The sequence below is a fragment of the Streptomyces sp. NPDC050439 genome (assembly GCF_040655335.1).
In the GTDB taxonomy this organism is placed as follows: domain Bacteria; phylum Actinomycetota; class Actinomycetes; order Streptomycetales; family Streptomycetaceae; genus Streptomyces.
The window spans coordinates 691,037-712,457 of the sequence record NZ_JBFAJT010000002.1; the positions used below are offsets into that span (position 1 = coordinate 691,037).

A 21,421-nucleotide genomic window follows, 5' to 3' on the forward strand; every position below is an offset into this window, starting at 1 on the left:
TGAAGGCAACAGGAACCGCCGGAACTGGAGGCCTCGCGATGTCGGCGTACCCGGAAGGCACACCCTGTTGGGCGGACGCGATGTTCCCCGACGTGGCGGCCGCGAAGAGCTTCTACGGCGAGCTGCTCGGCTGGACGTTCGACTCCGCTTCGGAGGAGCACGGCGGCTATACGCAGGCCCGCTCGGACGGCAAGGCCGTGGCGGCCGTCGTCCCGCAGATGCAGGGCGTGGAGGGGCCCGCCGCCTGGAACCTCTACTTCGCCTCGCCCGACGCCGCGGCGACAGCCGCCAGGATCCGTGACAACGGCGGGACCCTCGCCATGGAGCCGACCCAGATCGGCGAATTCGGCACCATGGTGCTGGCCCAGGAGCCGAGCGGCGCCTACCTGAGCGTCTGGCAGCCGGGCGCCCACCAGGGCTTCGAGAAGACCGGCGAGGCGGGCGCGTACTGCTGGGCGGAGCTCACCACGCGGGACCCGGCGGCTACGGACGCGTTCCTGCCCGCCGTCTTTCCCTTCGGGATGAAGCGGATGGACGTCGACGACGTCGACTTCAGCGTCCTCGAGATCGAGGGGCAGGCCGTGCTCGGCCGGCTGCGGATGACCGAGGACTTCCCGCCGGACGTGCCGCCGTTCATCAACGTGCACTTCGCCGTGGACAACTGCGACGCCGCGATCGCCACCGTCACCAAGCTCGGCGGGCGGCTGCTCTTCGGGCCGATGGACAGCCCTTTCGGCCGCTTCGCCACGGTCGCCGACCAGCAGGACGCCATCTTCAGCGTCATCGACCTGACGACCACGGAGGGCGAGATGCCCTCGTTCACCTAGGGCGCCCGGGTAAAGGCGCGGCGGTAAGAACGCGGGGGCACGCCCCGGCGGCGTACGAACTGCTCGCGCAGGACGGCCGCGCTGCCGTACCCGACCCGGTGGGCGACCTCCTCCACCGGCAGGTCCGTGGTCTCCAGGAGTTCCTCGGCGCTGCTCAGCCGCAGGTTGACCAGCCAGGCGTGCGGGGTCGTGCCGGTCGCCGCCGAGAAGCGGCGGGCGAAGGAACGTCTGCTCATCAGGGCGCGGCGGGCCAGCTCCGCGACCGGCAGCGGCTCGTGCAGATGCGCGCGGGCCCAGTCGAGCACCTCGGCGAGACGGTCGTCCCCGCAGTCCTCGGGGACGGGAGCGGCGAGGTACTGGGCCTGGCCGCCGTCGCGGTGCGAGGGCAGGACCAGGTCCCGGGCGATGGTGTTGGCCGTCGCCGCCCCGTACTCCCGTCTGAGCAGATGCAGGCTGAGGTCGAAGCCCGCGGCCGCTCCCGCGCCCGTGACGACCTGCCCCTCGTCGATGTAGAGGGCCTCGGCCTCGACGGTGACGTGCGGATACCGCCCCGCGAGGAGCTCCGCGAACCGCCAGTGCGTGGTCGCGCGCCGCCCGTCGAGCAGCCCCGCCGCGGCCAGCGCGAACGCCCCGACGCAGTGCCCCGCGACAAGGCCGCCCCGCTCGTGGGCCGCGACGAGCGCGTCGAGGACAGCGGGCGCGGGCGGCGTACGGAAGTCGGCCCAGGGCAGGGCGATCACGAGGTCGGCGGCGGCGAGCCGGTCGAGGCCGTGCTCCACGGTGATCGGCACCCCCGCGTCGGTGCGGACCTGCCCGGGCCGGTCGGTGCACAGGGCGAAGTCGAAGCGGGGCAGACCCGCGCCCCGCTCGTCGAACACCTCGGAGACGATGCCGGCGCCGAGGATGCCGACGCCCGTCGGGGCGTAGGCGGCGATGGTCACGAAAGGCGGCATACGGGAGTGTGGCACGTTTCCTGCGATCAGTGGCAGAAGGGCCACTCGTTGCCGGGCCGCCCGACCGGAAGACTCATGGGCATGACGAACACAGCGACAGACGCACCCCTCGCCCAGAGCGCCACCTACACGATCCTGACCACCGGCTACACGGGCTCCACCGGCCCCGGGGTCGCCGCCACGGTCTCCTACGTACGCGACGGCGACCTGCATGTGATCGTCGACCCGGGCATGGTGGCGAGCCGGGACCGGATCCTGGGCCCGCTCGCGGAGTTGGGCCTGGGCCCGGACGACATCACCGACGTGGTGCTCAGCCACCACCACCCGGACAACACCATGAACGTGGGCCTGTTCGGGCGGGCCCGGGTCCACGACCACAAGGCGATCTACGAGAACGACCAGTGGACCGACCGGGACGCCGAGGGCTTCGAACTCACCCCGTCCCTGCGGCTGATCCGCACTCCGGGACACAGCCGCGAGGACATCACGCTGCTCGCGGGGACCGCCGAGGGCACCATCGCGTTCGTGGGCGACCTGTGGTGGCGTCCGAACGGCCCGGTGGAGGACCCGGTCTCCCCGGACCTCACGACACTGCGGACGTCACGGCTGCGGGTGCTTGCCACCGCCGACGTGATCGTGCCGGGCCACGGCGGCGCGTTCAAGGCCGACGAGTCGGCGCCGGTCTAGGCGGCGGTGTCCTCAGAGCCGCCGCCAGCGCGCGGAGGCGAAGGAGAAGACGCCGTAGAGGATGAGACCGGCCGCGACGGCGGCCAGGAGCCAGGGGCCCGCGGGGGTGTGCGAGAAGCTGCGGAGCGTCGCGTCCACGCCCTTGGCCTCGTCGGGGTCGAACTGGACGGCCGCCGTCACGATGAAGACGCCCGCGGCGGCGAACACGGCGCCGCGCGCCACACCGCCGGTCACGCCCAGGGTCGTGACGACCTGCCGCTTGCGGCCCTTGAGGGAACCGAGGTCCAGCTGCTTCAGGAAGCTGCGCATCATCGCCCGTACGGCGAGCACCACCCCGACGCCGATCAGGACGCAGCCCCCGGCGCCCACCAGGTAGCGGCCGTAGGGAAGTTCCAGCGCGGTCTTCGTCCAGTCCTGGGACTTGGCGTCACCGCTGGAACCCTGGCCTCCGCCGGCCGCGTACGAGGCGGTCGCCCAGCAGACGAAGGCGTAGAAGACCGCCCTGCCGCCGTCGAGTGCCCGGGACGGGGCCTTGCGGTGGGGCCCCCGCCGCCCCACCGCGCGGGCGCCCCGCCACAGGGCCATGCAGCCGAAGCCGACGACCAGCGCCCACAGCATGACCTCGCCGAAGGGCTGCTCGCGGACCTGGGCCAGCGCGCCCTGTCGGTCGGCCTCCTCATCGCTGCTGCCGAAGGCGATCCCAAGGGCCAGCGCGCCGATGAGGACGTAGACGACACCCCGTGCGACGAAGCCCGCGCGGCCCGCCGCCGTCAGCGACTCGTTCTCCGCCGAGCGGCCGACCAAGGGCTTCTTCTTCCAGCCTCGTATGTGCACTCGAGACAGCGTCATCGTGTCCTCCCAGAACCGTCTGCGCGCGGTACGCGCCCGGTCACCGAGTGCCCCCGTCGGCGGCCGAACATTCCTGACGGATGCGTCACGCCGCCCGGGCCTCAGAGGGACGTTCCCCCGGTACTCGACTCGCGTGACCGGGCGCTGATGTGCGGGCATCCCGGGGCGCCCGGCACGAAGTCCGTGCCGGTCTCCTCTGCCATCGCGGCGAAGAACTTCCGGCCGTCCGCGGACTGCCGGGAGGTGGTCCACGCGTAGCCCGGCCAGGGGTCCGTGGCGCGGTGGAGTGCCTCGCGCCCCAGGCCGAGGCCCTGCCAAGGCCCTGCGATCGCGATGGTGTTGACGTGGGCGGCGGCGCAGAGGTGGCACACCTGGTGGACGAGGTGGCCGATCTCCCGGCCGCCGGAGTCGAGGAGCGTGACGACCTGGCGGCCCGCCGCCACCATGGCGGGGGCGCATCGGTAGGTGACCGCCTGCGGGCAGGGAGGAGGCGGTCTTCGGAACTTCACCGCCCGCACACTAGCCACAGGAAACGACCCCCGTATATCCCCGTACAGGGTGGCTTTTCCTGCCGGGAACGGCGCCTCGGGCGTGCCGGGGAGAGGAGTTGCGCGCGTACCGGCAGGGGGCTCATCGGCGGCCTCAGACCGGCTGCCGGGGTTCCATCAGGCGCGCCAGCAGGTCGTCCAGGCTGACCAGACCGGTGAGCCGGCCCGACTCGTCGCAGAGCACGGCGAGCGAGGCGCGGCGGCGGCGCAGTTCCTCGACGGCGTGGGCGACGGTGTCGTCCGCGGCGAGCTCGGGGACGGGCCGCGCCAGCTCGCGGGCGGTCAGCGCGCGGCTTCGGGCGCGGGCGACCAGCGCGTCGCGGGCGTGCACCGAGCCGAGGACGGTGGCGCCGTCCGTGACGAGGAGACGCGTGCGGTCGCTGGCGGCGGCCGTCTCCAGGACCTGGTCGATGCTCGCGTCGGCCGGGACGGACGTGATCTGCGCGGCCGCGGTCTGGAGGTCGCCCACCGCGGTCAGCGGCGCGGTGAGGGAGGTGGTGATGAGGCCGGAGTCGGCGTCGCTGATCAGGCCGAGCCGCCACGACTCCTCGACCAGGTGCGCGAGTTGCTCGCGGTTGTGCACCGAGGTGAGTTCGTCGCGCGGAGTGACCTTGCAGAGCCGCACGAGCGCGTTGCTGACCTTGTTGAGGACGGTGAGCAGCGGGCGCACGACCTTGACCACGGCCCGGAAGGGCGGGGTGAGCAGCATCGCCGACCGCTCGGGGTGGGCGATGGCCCAGGACTTGGGGGCCATCTCGCCGACGACCATGTGCAGGAACACCACGACGATCATGGCGAGCGCGAAGGCGATGCCGTAGCTGAGCCCGGCGGGCAGGCCCAGCTTCGCCAGGAGCGGGTCGAGTTCGTGGGAGATCGCGGGCTTGGAGACCGAGCCGAGACCCAGGGTGCAGACGGTGATGCCGAGTTGGGCCCCGGCGAGCATCAGGGACAGTTCCCGCATGCCCGCGAGCGCGGACTTGGCGCCGCGCTGTCCGGCGGCGACCGCGCGCTCCATGCGGTGGTGTTTGGCGGCGACGAGGGCGAACTCGGCGGCGACGAAGAAGCCGCTGGCGATCAGCAGCAGGACGGTCACGAAGACGGCCAGGGGGAAGCTCATGCCGGGGCCTCCTCGGCGGTCGGCGCGTCCGCCGTCGGCAGGCGCTCGATCCGCACGCGCTCGGGGACGTGGCGATCGAGGCCGAGTACGGCGACGGCGACGCGGCTGCCGTCGGGCAGCTCCACGGTCAGGCGGTCGCCGATGGCCGGGAAGCGGCCGAGCCGGTCGACGATCAGTCCGGCCACGGTGTCGTAGTCGTCCTCCTCGGGCAGGCCGATGCCGGTCGCGGCGGCCACCTCGTCCAGGCGGCGGCCCGCGTCGACGAACCAGCCCGTGCCGTCCGCGACCGCCAGTTCCACGACGGTGTCGGACTCGTCGGCGATGTCCCCGACGAGTTCCTCGGCGATGTCCTCGTACGTCACGATGCCCGCCACTCCCCCGTGCTCGTCGAGGACGACCGCGAACTCGTCGTCGCGCTCGCGCATCTGTGCCACCGCGCCCGGCAGCGGCAGGGTGTCGGGCAGCAGCAGGGCGCGGCGGGCCTCGCCGCCCGCCGTGGCACGGTCGAAGCGGGTGGCGGGCAGGCGCATCAGCTCGCGCACCCCGAGGACGCCCGCGACGTCGTCCGGGTGGTCGCCCATGACGGGGTAGTTCGAGTGGCCGTGCAGGGCGATGAGCCGCACCGCCTCGTCCGCTGTGGCGTCCTTGCGCACGAACGTGACGTCCGCCCGCGGCACCATCACCTCGTCCAGCGTGCGCTCGGTGAACTCCAGGGCGTGGTCGAGGAGTTCGGCGCTCTCGCGCGGCAGCTGACCGTGCTCGTGGGACTCGCCGATGAGGTGGCTGAGCTCTTCGAGCGTGGCCCCGTGGTGCAGCTCCTCGACGGGCTCGATGCCGATGCGGCGCAGCAGCCGGTTGGCCGCGCCGTCGAAGACGCGGACGAGGGGGCCGACGACCTTCAGATACGCCAGCGTGGAGGCGGCGAGGGATTTCGCGAGCCGTTCGGGCACGGCGAGCGCGAGGTTCTTGGGAGCGAGCTCGCCGAGGACCATCTGGAGCACCGTGGCGAAGACGAAGCCGAGGACCACGGAGAGCGCCGAGACGACGCCGTCGGAGAGGCCGGTGCCGTCCAGGGCGGGTCTCAGGAGCCCGGACACGGACGGTTCGGCGAGGAAGCCGACGACCAGTCCGGTGACGGTGATGCCCAGCTGGGCACCCGACAGCATGAACGAGAGGCGCCCGAGGACCTGGACGGCACGGGCGGCCCGCCTGTCGCCCGCTTCCGCCTCACGGGCGAGAGCGAGGCGGTCCGCGGCCACGTACGCGAACTCCTGCGCGACGAAGTAGCCGGTGCCCGCGGTCAGGACGAGGACGGCCAGGAGGCCGAGGACGGCGGACAGCAACGGTGGCTCCGTTCCGACGAAGGGGCGTGCCGGTCATTCTCGGCGGGACCGGGGCGGCTCGCCACGTCAGGCGTGACTCCCCGGTACGCCTTACTTCTACACCCACTGTAAAAGAATCGCAAAGTGCCGGGTCAGGCGTCCCTTCGCTGCAGGCGCCACCCGGCCGCGCCCAGGAGCAGCAGGGTGTACGCGGCGACCAGGCCGAGCGAGGGCCAGGCGCCGAGGCTGCCGACGGTCTCCGGGCTCGCGTCCGAGGTCTGCGTGAGCTTTTCGAGGGCGGCGGTGGGCGTCGCGCCCGCGACCCAGCGCTGGAGGTCGCCGAGCAGCGGTCCGAACAGGGACGGCAGGAGCAGCACGCCGACCACCGTGACGACCGCCCCGGCCGAGTGCTTCAGGAGGGTGCCGCCCGCGAGGCCGATGAGACCGACGAGCGCGAAGAGCCCCGCGATGCCGAGCAGCGCGGGCATCGGCTCCCCCTGGGCGTACGTGCCGTCCTCCAGGACCGCGCCGCCGAGGAGATAGGCCACCGTGCAGGAGACAAGGCCGGTGGCGTACAGCAGGCAGGCCAGCAGCGTCGCCTTCGCGGCCAGCACCCGGCGGCGGCGCGGTACGGCGGTGAGGGTGGCGGTGATGGTGCCGCTCGCGTACTCGCCGCACATGGTCAGCGCGCCCACCGTGCCCGCGACCATCAGCGAGACGACGCTGAGGGTGAGGCTGCCGCCGAGCACCGTGTCGTCGGGCTGCAGGCTGCCGCTCAGGCCGACGAACACCGCGCCGACGACGGTGAGCGCGCCGGTCACCAGCAGGGTCCAGCGGGTGGAGCGCAGACTCGCGAACTTGGTCCACTCGAAGGCGAGGGCCGCGCGGAAGCCGGGGGTGGGCGGGGCGGTTTTCTTCTTCGCCTTCTTCTTCGCCTTCGCCTTCGCTTTCGTCTTCGTCGTCGCCGTCGTCGTCGCTGTCGTCGTCATCGGACCGGTTCCTTTCCCTTGGACGGCGCGGCTTCGTGCGGCGTCGTCGCCGTGCCCCGGTACTCCACCGAGGTCCGCGTCATGTCGGTGTAGACCTCCTCCAAGGAGGAGAAGACGGGGGTGAGTTCATGGATGGCCAGGCCCTGCGTGCGGGCCAGCTCGCCGATCTCGGCGGGCCGCAGGCCGCCCACCCGCCAGCCGCCCCGCGCGTCCAGACGCACGGACGCGCCCGCCGTCTCCAGCAGAGCCCGCATCCGCTGCGCCTCGGAGTCCGGTGTACGCAGCAGGGTGGCGCCCTGGGAGTTGGTCTCGATGAAGTCCCGCATGTCCGTGTCCGCGAGGAGACGCCCGCGGCCGATCACGATGAGGTGATCGGCGGTCAGTTCCATCTCGCTCATGAGATGGCTGGAGAGGAACACCGTCCTGCCCTCCGCGGCGAGGGACTTGAGCAGGTCGCGGATCCAGCGGATGCCCTCGGTGTCCAGGCCGTTCACCGGTTCGTCGAGGATGAGTGTGCCGGGGTCGCCGAGCAGCGCCGCCGCGATGCCCAGGCGCTGGCCCATGCCCAGGGAGAGCCCCTTGGCCCGCCGTCCTGAGACATCCGTGAGGCCCACCGCCTCGAGCACCTCGTCGACCCGGCTCGCGCCGATGCCGTTGCTGCGGGCCAGGCCGAGGAGGTGCCGGCGCGTGGTGCGCCCGCCGTGCACCGACCTGGCGTCCAGGAGCGAGCCGACCTCGCGCAGGGGCGCGGTGAGGCGGTCGTAGCGCCGCCCGTCGACCGTGACCGTGCCGCCGCTCGGCGCGTCGAGGCCGAGGATCATGCGCATGGTGGTCGACTTCCCGGCGCCGTTCGGGCCGAGGAAGCCGGTCACGCGGCCGGGGCGGACGCTGAAGGTGAGCCGGTCGACAGCCGCCTTGTCGCCGTACCGTTTGGTGAGTTCCCGTGCTTCGATCATGCCGTCGACGCTACGAAGGCCGGGCGCCCCTGACATCTGCCGCCGGGAGTCGGCGACTACTCCCCGCGGAGTACCGGCCGGCGCGGACGGTACTGCGGGATCAGGCTTCGCCCGCGCGCACCAGGCCCGTCTCGTAGGCGAGCACCACCAGCTGGGCCCTGTCCCGCACCCCGAGCTTGGTCATCGACCGGCTGACGTGCGTCTTCGCCGTCAGCGGCGACATGAGGAGCCGTGCGCCGATCTCGTCGTTCGACAGTCCGCGGCCGACCAGCGCGAGCACCTCGCGCTCCCGGTCGGTGAGCGGGTCGAGGAGCCGCAGCGCCTGGGCCTCGGGCGCCTTGAGGCGGGCGAACTCCTCGATCACCCGGCGTGTGACCCCGGGCGCCAGGAGACTCTGCCCGGCGGCCACGGTGCGGATCGCTGCGCGCAGGTCGTCCGGTTCGATGTCCTTGAGCAGGAACCCCGCGGCGCCCGCGCGCAGCGCCTCGAAGACGTACTCGTCGGTCTCGAAGGTGGTGAGGACAAGGACGCGTACGGCGTCGAGGGCGTGGTCGGCGACGATGCGCCGCGTGGCTTCGAGGCCGTCCACCCGCGGCATGCGGACATCCATCAGGACGACGTCCGGGCGCGTGGTGCGGGTCAGCTCCACCGCCGCCAGGCCGTCCGCCGCCTCGCCGACCACGGCGAGGTCGTCGGTGAGGTCCAGCAGAGCGCGGAAGCCGGCACGGACGACGGTCTGGTCGTCGGCAAGGACCACCCGGATCCGCTCACTCGTCCGCTCACCCCTCCGCTCGTTCGTCCGCTCACTCATCGGGCGCCTCCCTCGACGGGCAGCACCGCACGCACTCGCCACCCGCCGCCTCGCAGCGGGCCCGCCTCCAGGTCGCCGCCCATCGTCGTGGCCCGCTCGCGCATGCCGATCAGGCCGTAGCCCTCCCCCGAGGCCTCGGCACGCTCCTGCCCGTCGTCGGTGATCTCGACGGCCAGGTCCTCGCCCACCAGCGCAACCGACACGGCCACGTGCCGGGCGTCCGCGTGCTTGATCACGTTGGTCAGGGCCTCCTGGACGATGCGGTACGCCGCCAACTCCACCAGTTGCGGCAGCTCCCGGCCACCCGTGTCGGTGTGCAGGGACACGCGCGGTCCGGTGCCGCGCACCCCCTCCACCAGTTCGTCCAGTTGCGCGAGGCGGGGCGCCGGATCGGCGGCGCTCGTGCGCCGGCCCTCGCGCAGCACCCCCACCGTGGTCCGCAGCTCGCGCACGGCTTCCTTGCCCGACGTCCGCACCTGCCGCATCGCCGTCCGCGCCACCTCGGGTCTGCTGTCGAGGGCGTCCAGGGCGAGGCCCGCCTGCACGGTCATCGCCGACACGGTGTGGGCGATGACGTCGTGCAGTTCGCGTGCGATGCGCACCCTCTCCTGGTCGACCTTGCGCCGCGCCTCCCGCTCCCGGTCGGCCTCGGCCCGCTCGGCCCGTTCGGCGTACTCCTGCAGCAACTCCCGCCGCCCGCGCACCACTTCGCCGAGCAGCAGCGGCACGAGGGGCCAGAGCATCTCCAGGAGCGGGGCGCCCTGCGGCTGTGCCACGTCCTTGCCCGCGATGACCGAGACCGTCCCCGACACGAGGGCGGCGACCACGGCGGTCCGCAGCGTGCGGCGCCGGTCGCCCCGTACGGCGAGGGCGTACAGCGCGACCATCACCGGCAGATTGAGCAGCTCCCCGATGTGCCCGTACAGCGCCCAGCCCGCGCAGGCCGCCCCGGTGACGACGGTGACGGCGACCGGCCACCGGCTGCGCACCAGGAGAGCCGCGACGGACACGGCGAACAGCAGCCACGTCAGCCAGTCGGCCTGCCGGTGGCCGGGGCCGTTGACCGCCGCGTCCAGACCCGTGAGAAGCGCGACGACCGCGGCCACGGCCAGGTCCGTGAGCTGCGGGGACAGGGGCCACGGGAGGCGCCGCTGCCAGGAGCGGAAGGCGGTGGTCACGGAACTCACGATAGGAGTCGCGCGCGCAGGGCGCGTACGACACAGGGAGTAGGACCGGCGCGGACGCCCCCGAGAAGCGCCCCCGAGAACTCCCCGGGCCGCGACCCTCATCCGACCCCTAACTAACCCTGAGATGTGTCAGGAATCTTTGACAGGTAGCGGGTCCTCATGTCAGCTTTTCTTGACAGGCACGAAAGAGAGGCCGCGATGGCCGAGGTCCCGACCCCGGAACCGACGGGCGACGAGCTCCTTAAGGCACTCAGCGCGCTGGGCAATCCGCACCGCATGCGGATCGTCGCGGCGCTCACCGAGCGCCGCAACTACGTCAGCGCGCTCGCCCGCGAGATCGGCATGGGCCGTCCGCTGCTGCACATGCACCTGAAGCTGCTCGAGGCCGCCGGCCTCGTCATCGGGTCGCTGGAGGTCGCCGAGGACGGCAAGTCCATGAAGTACTTCGAAGTGGCGCCATTTCTCTACGAGTTGACGCCGCAACTGTTCGCCAGGGCGGTCCGGACCCTCTCCGACACCCGCCCCAAAGAGACCGCGGAGACCACGGGATCCGCGGCACCCACGAAAGAGGAAGCGAAGTGAACGGACAACTGGTGACGCTCGCGGACGGGGGCGACGCCGTGGGCGCATGGGTCGGGGGCGTCGGCGCGGCCGGCTTCTTCCTTCTGCTCATCGTGATCGTCTGGCAGGTCGCCGCCACCTGGCGGGCCCGGATGCTCGCCGCCCGCGAGGAGCAGTACAAGGCGCTGGCCTCGAAGTACGCGCAGCTCCTGGAGGACAACGTCGAGCTGCACCGGCGCTCCATCGAGGAGATGAGGCAGACCCGGGAGGAGCTGGCGCAGACCCGCCACTCCGTCGGCTCCATGGAGAAGATGATGCGCGAGATCGAATAGCCGCAAGAGGCCGGCAGGACGCGGAAGTCCGAAGAACGGCCGTCTGCTGACGGCACGGCCGGGAGCGGCAACTCCCGGCCGTGCGACGCGGCACGCACCCCGGGCCCGAGCGGCCCGGACTCTCACACCCACCCGTACGCCACGGCAGGTCGTCACACCTACAGCGCCGTGGTGCGGGCCCCGTGCGCCCTGTGCCGGTCTTCCGACCGGCGGCGCGCTCCACGACGAAGGAGACTACTCATGCGTCCGCTGCTCCGGCGCGTCGCCGCCGCACCATCGGGCCGGCGCTCCAAATGGCTGGTCCTCGCCGCCTGGCTGATCCTCGCGGTGGCCCTCGGCCCGCTGGCCGGGAAACTCGGCGACGTCGAGGACACCAGCGCGAACGCGTTCCTGCCGCGCGGCGCCGAGTCGGCCCAGGTCAACACCGAGCTCGAGAAGTTCCGCGACGACACCGTCATGCCCGCCGTGGTCGTCTACACCGGCCGGGGCGCGGATGAACGGGTGGCCGCCGCCGACCGGGCCGCCTTCGCGGAGTTCACCGCCAAGGGCGAGCAGGTCTCACGGCCGGTCCCCTCGGACGACGGCAGGGCCCAGCTCGTCATGGTCCCGATGTCCGCCGACGACGACGGCCTGACCGACAAGGTCGACGAGCTGCGCGAGATCGCCGGAGCCAACGCGCCACCGGGCGTGGACGTGGAAATCGGCGGTCCCGCGGCCTCCCTGACCGACCAGGTCGCCGTCTTCGACACCCTCGACTCGACGCTGATGATCGCCACCGGCATCGTCGTCGCCGTGCTGCTCCTGATCACCTACCGCAGCCCGGTCCTGTGGCTGTTCCCGCTGATCTCCGTCGGCTTCGCCGCCGTGCTCACCCAGGTCGGCACGTATCTCCTCGCCAAGTACGCGCATCTGCCCGTGGACCCGCAGAGCGCGGGCGTCCTGATGGTGCTCGTCTTCGGCGTCGGCACCGATTACGCCCTGCTGCTCATCGCCCGCTACCGCGAGGAACTGCACCGCCAGGAGGACCGGCACCAAGCGATGGCAACCGCGCTGCGCCGCTCGGGCCCCGCGATCCTCGCGTCGGCCGGGACCATCGCGGCCGGGCTCGCCTGCCTGGCCTTCGCCGACATCAACTCCTCGCGCTCCCTCGGCCTGGTCGGCGCCGTCGGCGTGGTCTGCGCGCTCTTCGCGATGCTCACCGTGCTGCCCGCGCTGCTGGTCGTCGCGGGCCGCTGGGTCTTCTGGCCGTTCGTGCCGAGGAACGGCACGCCCGCGCGCAAGGAACGTACGGTCTGGTCGCGCGTCGGCGCCGCCGTCGCACGGCGTCCGCGGTGGGCGTGGATGATGTCCGTCGCCGTCACCGGAGTCCTCGCGCTCAGCGCCTTCGGCATCAACCTGGGCCTCACGCAGTCCGAGATGTTCCAGGACAAGCCCGAGTCGGTCGTCGCCCAGGAGAAGATCTCCGCCCACTATCCGTCGGGCGCGTCGGACCCCGCGAAGATCGTCACGAACACGGGGCAGGCCGCTCAGGTCCGCTCGGCCGCGTCGGGAGTGGAGGGGGTCGCCCTGATCGAGACCGGCGACCGCTCCCCCGACGGCGAACTCACCCAACTCCCGGTGGTGTTGAAGGACGCCCCGGACAGCCCCTCGGCCGAGGACACCGTGGACCGGCTCCGGGACGCCGTGCATAAGGTCGACGGCGCGGACGCCCTGGTCGGCGGCACCACGGCGCAGACCCTGGACACCCAGCGCGCCGCCGACCGCGACATGCGGACGGTCATCCCGATCGTCCTCCTGGTCGTCCTCGGCGTACTGATCTGGCTGCTGCGCTCGCTGGTCGCCCCACTCCTCCTCCTGGCGACAGTGGTCCTGTCCTTCCTCGCGGCCCTCGGCGCGTCGAACGTGCTCTTCGAGAGCGTGCTCGGCTTCGCGGGCGTCGACTGGTCGATCCCCTTGATGGGCTTCGTCTTCCTGGTCGCGCTCGGCATCGACTACAACATCTTCCTGATGCACCGCGTCAAGGAGGAAGCCGCGCGCCTCGGCCACACACGCGGCGTCCTGGAGGGCCTGACCAGCACGGGCGGAGTGATCACCTCGGCGGGCATCGTGCTGGCCGCGACGTTCGCGGTCTTCGCCGGCCTGCCCCTGGTGACGATGGCGCAGATGGGCGTCCTGGTCGGCATCGGCGTCCTGCTGGACACCTTCCTGGTACGCACGGTCCTGGTGCCCGCCCTCGCCCTGGACGTGGGCCACTGGTTCTGGTGGCCGGGCCGCCTCTTCCACGACCTACGCCGGGACGAGGCCGACGCGGGGTCGGCCCCCGCCACGCACACCGCCCCGAACCCGACACGGTAACCTGCCTGACGGCCTGACGGCCTGATGGCCGGGCCTGCCGCACGCGGCGGGCCCGGCCCAGTCGCGGTCAGTTCGTGAGGGTGACGCAGGGGAGGCCCACGCTGTCGCCGCCGCGGAAGCCCTCCGCGCAGAGGCGGGTGCCCGCGGGGAAGTGGCGTTGGGGGTAGGCCTGGTCGCGGTAGGTGCGGAACTTGGCGACGTCCTCCACCTTGGTGTTGGCGCTCCAGCCGTTGGTCGTCCACACGCGCGCGCTGATGCGGTGCGGCTGGTTGGTGTTGGTGACCGAGACCTCGACCCTGCCGAGGTACGTGCCGCTGTCGTACGTCTCGATGCACACCGAGTGGTTGCACCACTTGCCGTCGGCCACCGCCGACGGCCCCGAGACGATGACACAGCCCAGCGCCGCGGCCATGGCCCCGATCCCCACGGCGATCTTCCTGGTGATGTCCTGCATGATGAGTGACCCCAAGCCTTCGCGTCATGGCCCGGCAGGACATGCCGAGCCCCGGCACACCAACGCGAGAGCAAGATCATCGGTTACGCGGTGCCCCCAGGTGCCTTGGCGAAGCTGTCAGCAGGGCCTGCGCCATTCGTCCAGGTTCAGTTTCTTGCGCATGGACGACAGGCCGAGTCGCTTCGACCGGGCGCAGAACTTCTCGTTGGGCACGGCGTATTCGACGTGCAGCACCGCCTTGCCCGCCTTGACGAAGGGGGTGAGTGACGCGCACTCGCCGTACTGGGCGCACTCCTCGTTGACCGCGAAGTCGAAGTCCCGCACGAGCCGCGGGATCTGCGGGAGGTCGTTCTTCAGGCCGACGGACATGCCCCGTTCGTGCGCGAGGCGGGCGACCATGCGGTTGAAGGCCAGCTGGTTGCGCGCGGTCAGGGGAAAGCCGGTGCGGTTGAGGTAGCTGTCGAGCAGGTCCGGTTCGATCGCGTCGAAGCCCTTGCGGCGGCACATGTCGAAGCGCTTCGCGAGCAGCGGACGCAGCACGTCCAGGCGCCGGATGTCGAGCCAACGCTCGCCCTTCCAGCCGTTGGCGCGGCCGAGCACGGATGCGGGGTAGTCGTCGCTGTCGGGGCGGAAGGACTCCCAGGCACCGGCGTTGATGTAGCAGATGACGCGGCGCCCGTCGCGGTGCAGCCGGGCGACGTCGGACGCGCGGTTCTCGAACCCGTCGATGTCGTAGACGGGCACGTCCACGCGCGGGTCGACGCGGCCGTCGAGCTGCCACTGCCAGGCGGTGCCGGGCCGGGGCCGCCAGATCTCGGGAGCCTCGCCGTCCCCGCCGCCCCCGCCGTCCCCGCCGTCCCGCGCCGCCGACGTGCACCCGGCGAGCAGCAGGACGGTGACGAGGAGCGGGCCGAACCACGAAGCGCGATGCTTCACGACGTGCCTCCGGACACCGGCAGGGGCGGTGGTTGTGTCCACGGGTTGGGTCCCGCGCCGGGCACCGCGCAGTGCACCCCCGCGCCCCGCTGTACGGCGGTGCGCCCGGCGAGGCGGGCCAGCGCGGGCGGCACTCCGTAGACGAGGTGGCAGAACTGCTCCGGGGGGTGTCTTGCCGTCCAGGACGGGGCGTCGAACGAGCGCAGATACGTCGTCCAGTGCCCCTCGAACGTGACGATCAGGTCGGCGGCGCGGGCATAGCCGGGCGCCGGATGCACGCCTGGGTTGAGGACCACCGTGTCCGCGCCCCGCTCCCTCGCCGCACGGACCATGCGCCGGCAGTGCCGCAGCTCGCGGCGCCCGGACGCGACTTGGTCGAGGAAGCAGCCGTCGACGCCGTACCAGGCGCGGTACCGGTCCAGGTCGTCGGTGACGGCGGCCAGCGGCCGCTCCCCGTACGCCGTGTCGACGTACCCGAGCACCCGCACCCCCGCCTCGCGCAGGGCCCGCGAGGCGGCGGTGAAGGCGGGGTCGGGTGCCGTGCCCGGACCGTCGGCGGCGTTGAGGACGACGCCGTACAGCTGGGGCGCGGCAGCCACCAGCGCCTGCCAGGCCGCGGGGTCCGCGGCCGGGTGGACGTACAGCGGCACCAGCAGGGTCATCGCGCGTCCCCGCCGGTCTGTGCGAGAGGCGGCGAGCCGCCGTCGGCGCCCTGCGGCCGCGTCCGCGGCGCACCGTCCGTGGTCCACAGCGCGGTCACCGAATCCCGCAGGGAGTGTGTCGGCGTCCAGCCCAACTCCCGTTCCGCGGCGCCGATGTCGGCGCACTGCCAGGGCACGGCCACAGACCGGCCCACCTTGCCGAGCGATTCCTCGACGCGCCCGGTGAAGCCCGCGGCGCCGACCAGGCCGTGCACCAGATCCCGCACCGGCACGGCATGCCCGCTGCCGATGTTGAGCAGGCGCGGCAGCCGCCCCGGCAGCGTCACGGCGAGCGCGACGGCGTGCGCCACGTCGCGTACGTCGACGAAGTCCCGGTACGCGGACAGGTCACCGAGGTGGATGGCGGCGTGCGGGGTCCTGGCCACCGCGCGGCCGAGCTCGGCGGTGAGCCGCCCCGGCAGTCCGGCCCGGGGCGCGCCGGGTCCCACCGGATTGGTGACCCGCAGCACGAGCGAGTCGAGCCGCGCGTCGAGGACGGCCAGCGTTCCGGCCAGCTTCGTGGCTCCGTAGGGGGCGACCGGGCGGGCGCCGGCGTCCTCCGCCGTCCGCTCGCCGACGCCGGTCGGCCCGTACTCGGCGGCCGAGCCGAGATGCACCAGGCGCGCGGCGGGTGCCGCCGACGCCATGGCCTCGCACAGGGCCGCCGGGCCACGGGAGTTGACCTCGGCGAGGGTCAGCGTGCTGCCGCCGACCGCGCCCACGCAGTTGACCACGGCGTCGGGCTCGGCCCGGGCCAGCTGCTCGGCCAGCGCGGCGGGCGTCATGTGGGCGAGGTCGACCCGGAGTTCGTCCGAGGGGGCGCGGCCGCCGCGGAACAGCCGCACGCCCGGCAGGGCGTGCAGCCGCTCGGCGATGTGCCCGCCCAGGTATCCGGTGGAGCCGAGGACGAGAACACGCACGGACCCCTCACGCTCCCTTGAGGAGAAGGGAGCGGTGCGAGGTGAACTCCGCGTTGGCGCGGTCGTAGTCGTCCGGGCGTCCGATGTCGAGCCAGTAGCCGTCGAACGCGTAGGCGTGCGGCGGGGTCTCGGTCTTCAGCAGGTCCAGGACCAGCTCGTCGAAGCCGAGCGGCAGGCCGGGCGTGTAGGAGGCGAGGGTGTCGCGCGAGAGCCCGTAGACCCCCATGGAGACGCGGTAGTCCACGCTCGGCTTCTCCGTGAAGGCGACCACGCGCTCCGAGTCGGTGGTCAGCACGCCGAAGTCGATGCGCACCTGACGTGCGTACGTGGCGATGGTCAGGGGCGCCCCGGACGTGCGGTGGCTGTTGAGGACGTCCGCATAGTCGAGGTCGGTGAGGATGTCGCCGTTCATCACGAGGAAGTGCTCGGGCAGCCGGTCCATCATGGTCAGGAGCGGGCCCATGGTGCCGAGCGGGCTGTCCTCCGTGGAGTAGCCGACGCGCAGGCCCCAGCGGGCGCCGTTGCCGACGTACGCGCGGATGATGTGGCCCAGGTGGCCGATCGCGATGGTGCAGCTGGTGAAGCCGGCGCTCGCCAGCTGGCGCAGGACGATCTCCAGGATGGCGTGCTGGTCGCCGATCGGGACGAGCGGCTTGGGCAGCGCGGTGGTGTACGGCCGGAGCCGGACGCCCTTGCCTCCGGCGAGGATGACTGCGTGCATGGCAGAACTCCCTAGTGTGAAAAGGGGGGTGACGAGGCGTCGGGGCGTCAGATGTTGTAGATGTCCGTCTTGTAGCGGGCCAGGTTGGCCGGGTCGCGGAAGAACTCGACGGTGCGGGCCAAGCCCTGTTCCAGATCGTGTCCGGGCGCCCAGCCGGTGGCCGCGCGCAGTCGGCTCGCGTCGGCGACCAGGCGCATCACCTCGGAGGCCGCGGGGCGGATGCGCTGTTCGTCCTCGCGCACGTCGAGGTCGGCCTCCATCACCTTGCCGATGAGCCGCACCAGGTCGCCCACGGAGATCTCGCCGCCCGTACCCGCGTTGAAGGTGCGGCCCACGACCGCGTCCGCGGGCGCGGTGCCGACGGCGATGAAGGCCTGCGCGGTGTCGGCGACGAAGGTGAAGTCGCGGGTCGGCCGCAGGTCGCCGAGGGTGATCTCCCGTGAACCGGAGGCCACTTGGCCGATGACGGTCGGGATGACGGCCCGCATCGACTGGCGCGGTCCGAAGGTGTTGAAGGGCCGCAGGGTCACCACGGGCGTCTCGAAGCTCGCGTGGTAGCTGTCGGCGAGCCGGTCGCCGCCTGCCTTCGAAGCGGCGTACGGGGACTGGGTGTTGATGGGGTGGTCCTCGGTGATCGGCACGGTCTGCGCGGTGCCGTACGTCTCACTGGTCGAGGTGTGCACCAGGCGGGGGATCTCCAGGTGGCGCACGGCTTCCAGGACGTTGAGCGTGCCGGTCACGTTCGTGTCCACGTAGCTGTGCGGTGCCTGGTAGGAGTACGGGATCGCGATGAGGGCGGCCAGGTGGTAGACGGTCTCGGCGCCGGTGACCAGGCCGCGGACCGAGCCGGGGTCGCGTACGTCGCCGAGGACGATCTCGACCTCGGCGAGCACCTCGGGCGCGAGGGTCTCCAGCCAGCCGTAGGAGGAGAAGGAGTTGTACTGCGCCATGGCGCGGACCCGGTGGCCCGACGCGACGAGCGCCTCGGTGAGGTGCGAGCCGATGAAGCCTTCGGCTCCGGTGACGGCGACGAGTGGTGCGGATGCCATGAGTGCTCCTGATGCTGATGCTGGGACGGTGACGAAGGTGGTGCGGCGGGCGGGGGGCAGGGCCCGGTGGACGGGGCGCCGGACGGCGTGGGCCGGCTCAGGCGTGCGCCGTGGGCCTGCCCAGATGGTGGACGGCGACGGCGAGGAGCGCCGCGGCTGCGGCGCCGCAGCCGATGAGTTGGGCGGTGGGCGTCGACACGGTGCCGGTGAGCGGCAGTGCCGTCGCGAGGGCCGCGGCGGCGACACAGGGCGCGGCGGACGGCCAGGCCGCACCGAACGCCTGCAGGAGCAGGGCGGTCCACAGCACGGCCCCGAGCAGGAGGAGCCTTGTCACGCCTGCTCCGACGAGTACGGCGCCCAGGGCGAGCGGCACGAGATAGGCGGCGGCGCACACGGCGAGCGCACGCGCGGAGCGCAGCCGGAAGCCTCTGGGAGTGGTCGAGGCGTGCAGGGCGGCCACGGCGAGTCCGCGGTAGCGGTAGAGAAGCCACTCGGCGAGGCCCATGCTGAGCGTCAGCACGATGACGGCGTACGGCTCCTGCTGTCCCGCCACCGCGGTCAGCACACCGGCCGCGAGCCCGAACAGGCCGTACGGAAGGGAGTGCGCCAGGCGTGGCGCGGGGCCCGGCACCGGGGTCGCCCGCAGTGCCGAGCGCAGGGCGTGCCCCGCGGCGGCCGTCGCGAGCAGGACAGTGAGCAGCGGCAGCCCGGTGCGCAGGAGTTCCGGCGGCTGCCACCACGGCAGGGCGGCCGCGCCCGCCACGACCGGCAGGAGCGCCGCCGCGAGGATCTTCTCGCGGCCGAGCACCAGCAGCAGCCCGGCCGCGGCGAGGTAGCAGGACTGTCCGACGGCGAACAGCGCGGCGGGTCCCGGGCCCGCGACCAGCAGGCCGGTGACCGACGCGGCCACGACGCCGAGCGGCGCGCCGGCCAGCAGGGTGCGTCCCGCCTCGTGCCGCCCTGTCGCGAGCCTGCTGTACGCGCGGTGGCTCAGCGCCTGCGACCAGGCCCAGGACACCAGCGCGGCGGCGATCAGCCCGTACAGCCCGGAGGCCGGCCCCCAAGCGCCCTGCGCCAGTACGTATGCCGTGCCGGGAAGCGCGAAGAGCAGCCCGCGCAGGGCGCAGCGCAGGTGGTCGGGGCGCCAGGGGTCGGGCGGCACAGGCGGCTTCGGATGACTGCGCGGCACCCGCCGGAAGACGGCGTCCGCCAGCGAGAACAGATCGGGGTGCCCATAGGTCTCCTGGATCCTGTCGCCGGTCAGGCCCTGCGACTCCAGGAGCGCGGCGACTTCGTAGGCGTGCACGGCCGCGCCTGCCTCGTCGGCGAGTTCGGCGGCGAGGCGGTCCACGGGGTCGTCGGCCCTTGCGGGGCGCAGCGCGACGCCGGGGCGTGTGCGGGGCCGGTTGTCGAGGGGGCCGGTACGGGGCGGACGGGCCAGGCGCAGTGCCAGGGTGTCGTCGGCGCCGTACGCCTCGCCGTGCTCCGCGCCGCGGGCGTGTGTGCCGCGCGGCCTGAGAGGGAGGGGGCCGCTCATCCCGCCACCTCGCCGGGGACCGGGGCGCCATGGCCCGCGAACTCGCCCACATACAGGCCCTGTTGACCTGGCGTGCCCAGCTCCTCGTAGATCGAACGGAACGCGTCGACCGTCTGGCGCAGCGTGAACTGCTCGATCACGCGCAGCCGCGCCGCCTCGCCCATCGCGGCTCGGCGCGCGGGGTCGCGGAGCAGTTCGACGACGGCGCGCGCCATGGCCTCCGGCGCGCGCGGAGGCACCACGAGTCCGGTGGGGCCCACGGCCTCGCGCACCCCGCCGACGTCCGTGGAGACCGTGGCCCGCCCGCAGGACATGGCCTCGATCAGGGTGAAGGGGAAGCCCTCGCTGATGCTGGACAGCATCACCACGTTGCCCGCCGAGTAGGCGTCCTTGATGTGCTCGACGCGGCCCTCGAAGATCACCGCGTCGCCGTGGCCGAGCTCGGCGGCCAGTGCTTCGCAGCGCTCGCGGTAGGCCTCGCCGCCGCGTGGAGTACCGCCGAACAGGCGTAGCCTGGCGTCCGGGATCTCCTGCCTGACCAGCGCGAAGCTGCGGATCAGGGTCTCCAGGTCCTTGATGGGGTCGACCCGGCCCGCCCAGCTCAGGGTGGGGTTGGCCGGTTCGGGGCCCGCGGGCGGGAAGGCCTCGGGGTCCACGCCGTTGTAGACGGTGCGGATGAGGGAGGGCTCCGCGCCGCCGCGCTCCTCCCACAGGCGGTTGTAGCGGTTGCCCGGGGTGATCAGGGATGCCTGGCGGTACGTTTCCTCGGCGAGCAGCCGGAAGAACCCGAGCAGCAGGGCCTTGACGGGCCAGCTGTACGGGCCCGTGCGGTAGCCGAGGTAGCGCTCGCGCAGGTACACGCCGTGCTCGGTCAACAGCAGTGGTACGCCGTGGAGTTGGCGTCCCACGAGACCGGTCATGGCCGCTATGCCGCCGCTCACCGCGTGGGCGACGCCGCTCTCCGGAGGCCGGGCGGCGAGCGGGCGCAGCGCGTGTTCGAGCAGGCTGGTGGCGGTGACCGCGTCGTGCAGCGTCGGCCGCGCCTCGGCGGTCGCGCGCCCGGGGACGTTCCACACGGAGGTCAGGACGTGCACCGCGCGGTCGGTGCGCAGCGCGGGTGCCAGGGCGCCGTCGCGGGCGTGCCGGGCGAGGTCGTGCAGTGCGGGGGCGAAGCCGTCCTCGGCGGCCGGGTCGAGCAGGGCGGTGAGGAACTGCTCGTAGGAGCCGAGGAGTTGCCGTCGGCGTCGGCCGCGCGGGGGGTGCCCGGCGGGGGTAGGGCCCCACATGGGCAGGCAGACGGGCTCGTCGACGTGTGGCGGCAGTTCCCAGGCGAGGCTCTCGCGGCCGGTGCCGGTGACGGCGAGCACGCCGAAGTCGATGTCGGGCATGCCCCGGACGAGCTGGTCGCACCAGACGCTGACACCACCGTGGCTGTGCGGGTAGGTGCCTTCGGTCAGCAGGGTGACGCGGGTCCGTGCGGGCCGGCGCGACGGAGCGGGGAAGGGTGCCGGTATCGGCACGGGCGAGGGCGAGTCGGACATGGTGAGGCTCCGCGGGTGAGATACGAACGCGAGGGAGCCGACGGCGGCGCCCTCCCCGGCGGGCCGGG

Annotated in this window: 22 protein-coding genes; 5 read left to right on the forward strand and 17 right to left on the reverse strand. The window is 72.7% G+C overall.

The features are described 5' to 3' along the window. Positions 1-38: 38 nt before the first annotated feature. Positions 39-827 carry a VOC family protein gene (locus AB0I66_RS10295; protein ID WP_363207324.1) on the forward strand — a complete coding sequence of 263 codons (789 nt, stop codon included), beginning with the start codon at positions 39-41 and terminating at the stop codon, positions 825-827. Here AB0I66_RS10295 and AB0I66_RS10300 read toward each other — a convergent pair. Beyond that, a complete protein-coding gene (locus AB0I66_RS10300; protein WP_363207325.1) occupies positions 824-1,780 on the reverse strand; it encodes a helix-turn-helix domain-containing protein in 957 nt (318 codons plus the stop codon). The two genes, AB0I66_RS10295 and AB0I66_RS10300, sit on opposite strands and share 4 nt — an antisense overlap. 81 nt (positions 1,781-1,861) lie before the next feature. On the opposite strand from AB0I66_RS10300, the gene AB0I66_RS10305 reads away from it, so the two are divergent. Continuing rightward, on the forward strand, positions 1,862-2,467 hold the full coding sequence (locus tag AB0I66_RS10305; protein ID WP_363207326.1) for an MBL fold metallo-hydrolase: 606 nt from the start codon (positions 1,862-1,864) through the stop codon (positions 2,465-2,467). Positions 2,468-2,479: 12 nt separating this feature from the next. Here the strand turns inward: AB0I66_RS10305 and AB0I66_RS10310 are convergent, their stop codons facing one another. The 8 genes from AB0I66_RS10310 to AB0I66_RS10345 all read right to left on the reverse strand — a co-directional run bounded on the left by AB0I66_RS10310 (position 2,480) and on the right by AB0I66_RS10345 (position 10,237). After that, a complete protein-coding gene (locus AB0I66_RS10310; protein WP_363207327.1) occupies positions 2,480-3,316 on the reverse strand; it encodes a DUF1206 domain-containing protein in 837 nt (278 codons plus the stop codon). A gap of 101 nt (positions 3,317-3,417) precedes the next feature. Beyond that, the gene (locus AB0I66_RS10315) at positions 3,418-3,825 is read right to left on the reverse strand and encodes an N-acetyltransferase (RefSeq protein ID WP_363207328.1); all 408 of its coding nucleotides are present in this window, start codon (positions 3,823-3,825) and stop codon (positions 3,418-3,420) included. A gap of 133 nt (positions 3,826-3,958) precedes the next feature. Next, the gene (locus AB0I66_RS10320) at positions 3,959-4,981 is read right to left on the reverse strand and encodes a hemolysin family protein (protein ID WP_363207329.1); all 1,023 of its coding nucleotides are present in this window, start codon (positions 4,979-4,981) and stop codon (positions 3,959-3,961) included. After that, positions 4,978-6,321, reverse strand: a complete 1,344-nt coding sequence (locus tag AB0I66_RS10325; RefSeq protein ID WP_363207870.1) for a hemolysin family protein — start codon at positions 6,319-6,321, stop codon at positions 4,978-4,980. The genes AB0I66_RS10320 and AB0I66_RS10325 overlap by 4 nt, the downstream gene beginning before the upstream one ends. A gap of 134 nt (positions 6,322-6,455) precedes the next feature. After that, positions 6,456-7,292 carry an ABC transporter permease subunit gene (locus AB0I66_RS10330; RefSeq protein WP_363207330.1) on the reverse strand — a complete coding sequence of 279 codons (837 nt, stop codon included), beginning with the start codon at positions 7,290-7,292 and terminating at the stop codon, positions 6,456-6,458. Beyond that, positions 7,289-8,248: an ATP-binding cassette domain-containing protein gene (locus tag AB0I66_RS10335; protein WP_363207331.1), complete on the reverse strand. Its 960-nt coding sequence runs from the start codon at positions 8,246-8,248 to the stop codon at positions 7,289-7,291. The genes AB0I66_RS10330 and AB0I66_RS10335 overlap by 4 nt, the downstream gene beginning before the upstream one ends. A gap of 100 nt (positions 8,249-8,348) precedes the next feature. Further along, positions 8,349-9,059, reverse strand: a complete 711-nt coding sequence (locus tag AB0I66_RS10340; RefSeq protein WP_363207332.1) for a response regulator transcription factor — start codon at positions 9,057-9,059, stop codon at positions 8,349-8,351. Beyond that, positions 9,056-10,237, reverse strand: a complete 1,182-nt coding sequence (locus tag AB0I66_RS10345) for a sensor histidine kinase (protein ID WP_363207333.1) — start codon at positions 10,235-10,237, stop codon at positions 9,056-9,058. Before AB0I66_RS10345 ends, AB0I66_RS10340 begins: the two co-directional genes overlap by 4 nt. A gap of 207 nt (positions 10,238-10,444) precedes the next feature. Here AB0I66_RS10345 and AB0I66_RS10350 point away from each other — a divergent pair, with 207 nt between their 5' ends. The 3 genes from AB0I66_RS10350 to AB0I66_RS10360 all read left to right on the forward strand — a co-directional run bounded on the left by AB0I66_RS10350 (position 10,445) and on the right by AB0I66_RS10360 (position 13,494). Then, positions 10,445-10,828, forward strand: coding sequence for a winged helix-turn-helix domain-containing protein (locus AB0I66_RS10350; RefSeq protein WP_363207334.1), 384 nt, complete (start codon positions 10,445-10,447; stop codon positions 10,826-10,828). Next, positions 10,825-11,139, forward strand: a complete 315-nt coding sequence (locus AB0I66_RS10355; protein ID WP_363207335.1) for a hypothetical protein — start codon at positions 10,825-10,827, stop codon at positions 11,137-11,139. Before AB0I66_RS10350 ends, AB0I66_RS10355 begins: the two co-directional genes overlap by 4 nt. A gap of 240 nt (positions 11,140-11,379) precedes the next feature. Then, positions 11,380-13,494 carry an MMPL family transporter gene (locus AB0I66_RS10360; protein WP_363207336.1) on the forward strand — a complete coding sequence of 705 codons (2,115 nt, stop codon included), beginning with the start codon at positions 11,380-11,382 and terminating at the stop codon, positions 13,492-13,494. A gap of 67 nt (positions 13,495-13,561) precedes the next feature. Here the strand turns inward: AB0I66_RS10360 and AB0I66_RS10365 are convergent, their stop codons facing one another. The 8 genes from AB0I66_RS10365 to pelF form a co-directional block, all read right to left on the reverse strand. After that, a complete protein-coding gene (locus AB0I66_RS10365) occupies positions 13,562-13,948 on the reverse strand; it encodes a hypothetical protein (RefSeq protein WP_363207337.1) in 387 nt (128 codons plus the stop codon). A 117-nt stretch (positions 13,949-14,065) separates the two neighbouring features. Then, the gene (locus AB0I66_RS10370; protein ID WP_363207871.1) at positions 14,066-14,761 is read right to left on the reverse strand and encodes an endo alpha-1,4 polygalactosaminidase; all 696 of its coding nucleotides are present in this window, start codon (positions 14,759-14,761) and stop codon (positions 14,066-14,068) included. Between the two features lie 119 nt (positions 14,762-14,880). After that, complete coding sequence (locus tag AB0I66_RS10375) at positions 14,881-15,546, reverse strand: spherulation-specific family 4 protein (protein ID WP_363207338.1); 666 nt, start codon at positions 15,544-15,546, stop codon at positions 14,881-14,883. Next, positions 15,543-16,505 carry an NAD(P)-dependent oxidoreductase gene (locus tag AB0I66_RS10380; RefSeq protein WP_363207339.1) on the reverse strand — a complete coding sequence of 321 codons (963 nt, stop codon included), beginning with the start codon at positions 16,503-16,505 and terminating at the stop codon, positions 15,543-15,545. The genes AB0I66_RS10375 and AB0I66_RS10380 overlap by 4 nt, the downstream gene beginning before the upstream one ends. A gap of 7 nt (positions 16,506-16,512) precedes the next feature. Then, on the reverse strand, positions 16,513-17,226 hold the full coding sequence (locus tag AB0I66_RS10385) for a nucleotidyltransferase family protein (RefSeq protein WP_363207340.1): 714 nt from the start codon (positions 17,224-17,226) through the stop codon (positions 16,513-16,515). Between the two features lie 47 nt (positions 17,227-17,273). Beyond that, positions 17,274-18,275: a GDP-mannose 4,6-dehydratase gene (locus AB0I66_RS10390; RefSeq protein WP_363207341.1), complete on the reverse strand. Its 1,002-nt coding sequence runs from the start codon at positions 18,273-18,275 to the stop codon at positions 17,274-17,276. A gap of 97 nt (positions 18,276-18,372) precedes the next feature. After that, positions 18,373-19,812, reverse strand: a complete 1,440-nt coding sequence (locus AB0I66_RS10395; protein ID WP_363207342.1) for a hypothetical protein — start codon at positions 19,810-19,812, stop codon at positions 18,373-18,375. Then, entirely contained in the window at positions 19,809-21,353 is a 1,545-nt protein-coding gene (gene pelF, locus AB0I66_RS10400) for a GT4 family glycosyltransferase PelF (RefSeq protein WP_363207343.1), read from the reverse strand. The genes AB0I66_RS10395 and pelF overlap by 4 nt, the downstream gene beginning before the upstream one ends. Positions 21,354-21,421 lie beyond the last annotated feature (68 nt).

Bases quoted from the DNA above. Each gene is read 5' to 3' on its own strand.
- AB0I66_RS10295 (WP_363207324.1), top strand. From the start codon at position 39: ATGTCGGCGTACCCGGAAGGCACACCCTGTTGGGCGGACGCGATGTTC.
- AB0I66_RS10300 (WP_363207325.1), bottom strand. From the start codon at position 1,780: ATGCCGCCTTTCGTGACCATCGCCGCCTACGCCCCGACGGGCGTCGGC.
- AB0I66_RS10305 (WP_363207326.1), top strand. From the start codon at position 1,862: ATGACGAACACAGCGACAGACGCACCCCTCGCCCAGAGCGCCACCTAC.
- AB0I66_RS10310 (WP_363207327.1), bottom strand. From the start codon at position 3,316: ATGACGCTGTCTCGAGTGCACATACGAGGCTGGAAGAAGAAGCCCTTG.
- AB0I66_RS10320 (WP_363207329.1), bottom strand. From the start codon at position 4,981: ATGAGCTTCCCCCTGGCCGTCTTCGTGACCGTCCTGCTGCTGATCGCC.
- AB0I66_RS10330 (WP_363207330.1), bottom strand. From the start codon at position 7,292: ATGACGACGACAGCGACGACGACGGCGACGACGAAGACGAAAGCGAAG.
- AB0I66_RS10335 (WP_363207331.1), bottom strand. From the start codon at position 8,248: ATGATCGAAGCACGGGAACTCACCAAACGGTACGGCGACAAGGCGGCT.
- AB0I66_RS10340 (WP_363207332.1), bottom strand. From the start codon at position 9,059: ATGAGTGAGCGGACGAACGAGCGGAGGGGTGAGCGGACGAGTGAGCGG.
- AB0I66_RS10350 (WP_363207334.1), top strand. From the start codon at position 10,445: ATGGCCGAGGTCCCGACCCCGGAACCGACGGGCGACGAGCTCCTTAAG.
- AB0I66_RS10360 (WP_363207336.1), top strand. From the start codon at position 11,380: ATGCGTCCGCTGCTCCGGCGCGTCGCCGCCGCACCATCGGGCCGGCGC.
- AB0I66_RS10365 (WP_363207337.1), bottom strand. From the start codon at position 13,948: ATGCAGGACATCACCAGGAAGATCGCCGTGGGGATCGGGGCCATGGCC.
- AB0I66_RS10375 (WP_363207338.1), bottom strand. From the start codon at position 15,546: ATGACCCTGCTGGTGCCGCTGTACGTCCACCCGGCCGCGGACCCCGCG.
- AB0I66_RS10385 (WP_363207340.1), bottom strand. From the start codon at position 17,226: ATGCACGCAGTCATCCTCGCCGGAGGCAAGGGCGTCCGGCTCCGGCCG.
- AB0I66_RS10390 (WP_363207341.1), bottom strand. From the start codon at position 18,275: ATGGCATCCGCACCACTCGTCGCCGTCACCGGAGCCGAAGGCTTCATC.
- AB0I66_RS10395 (WP_363207342.1), bottom strand. From the start codon at position 19,812: ATGAGCGGCCCCCTCCCTCTCAGGCCGCGCGGCACACACGCCCGCGGC.
- pelF (WP_363207343.1), bottom strand. From the start codon at position 21,353: ATGTCCGACTCGCCCTCGCCCGTGCCGATACCGGCACCCTTCCCCGCT.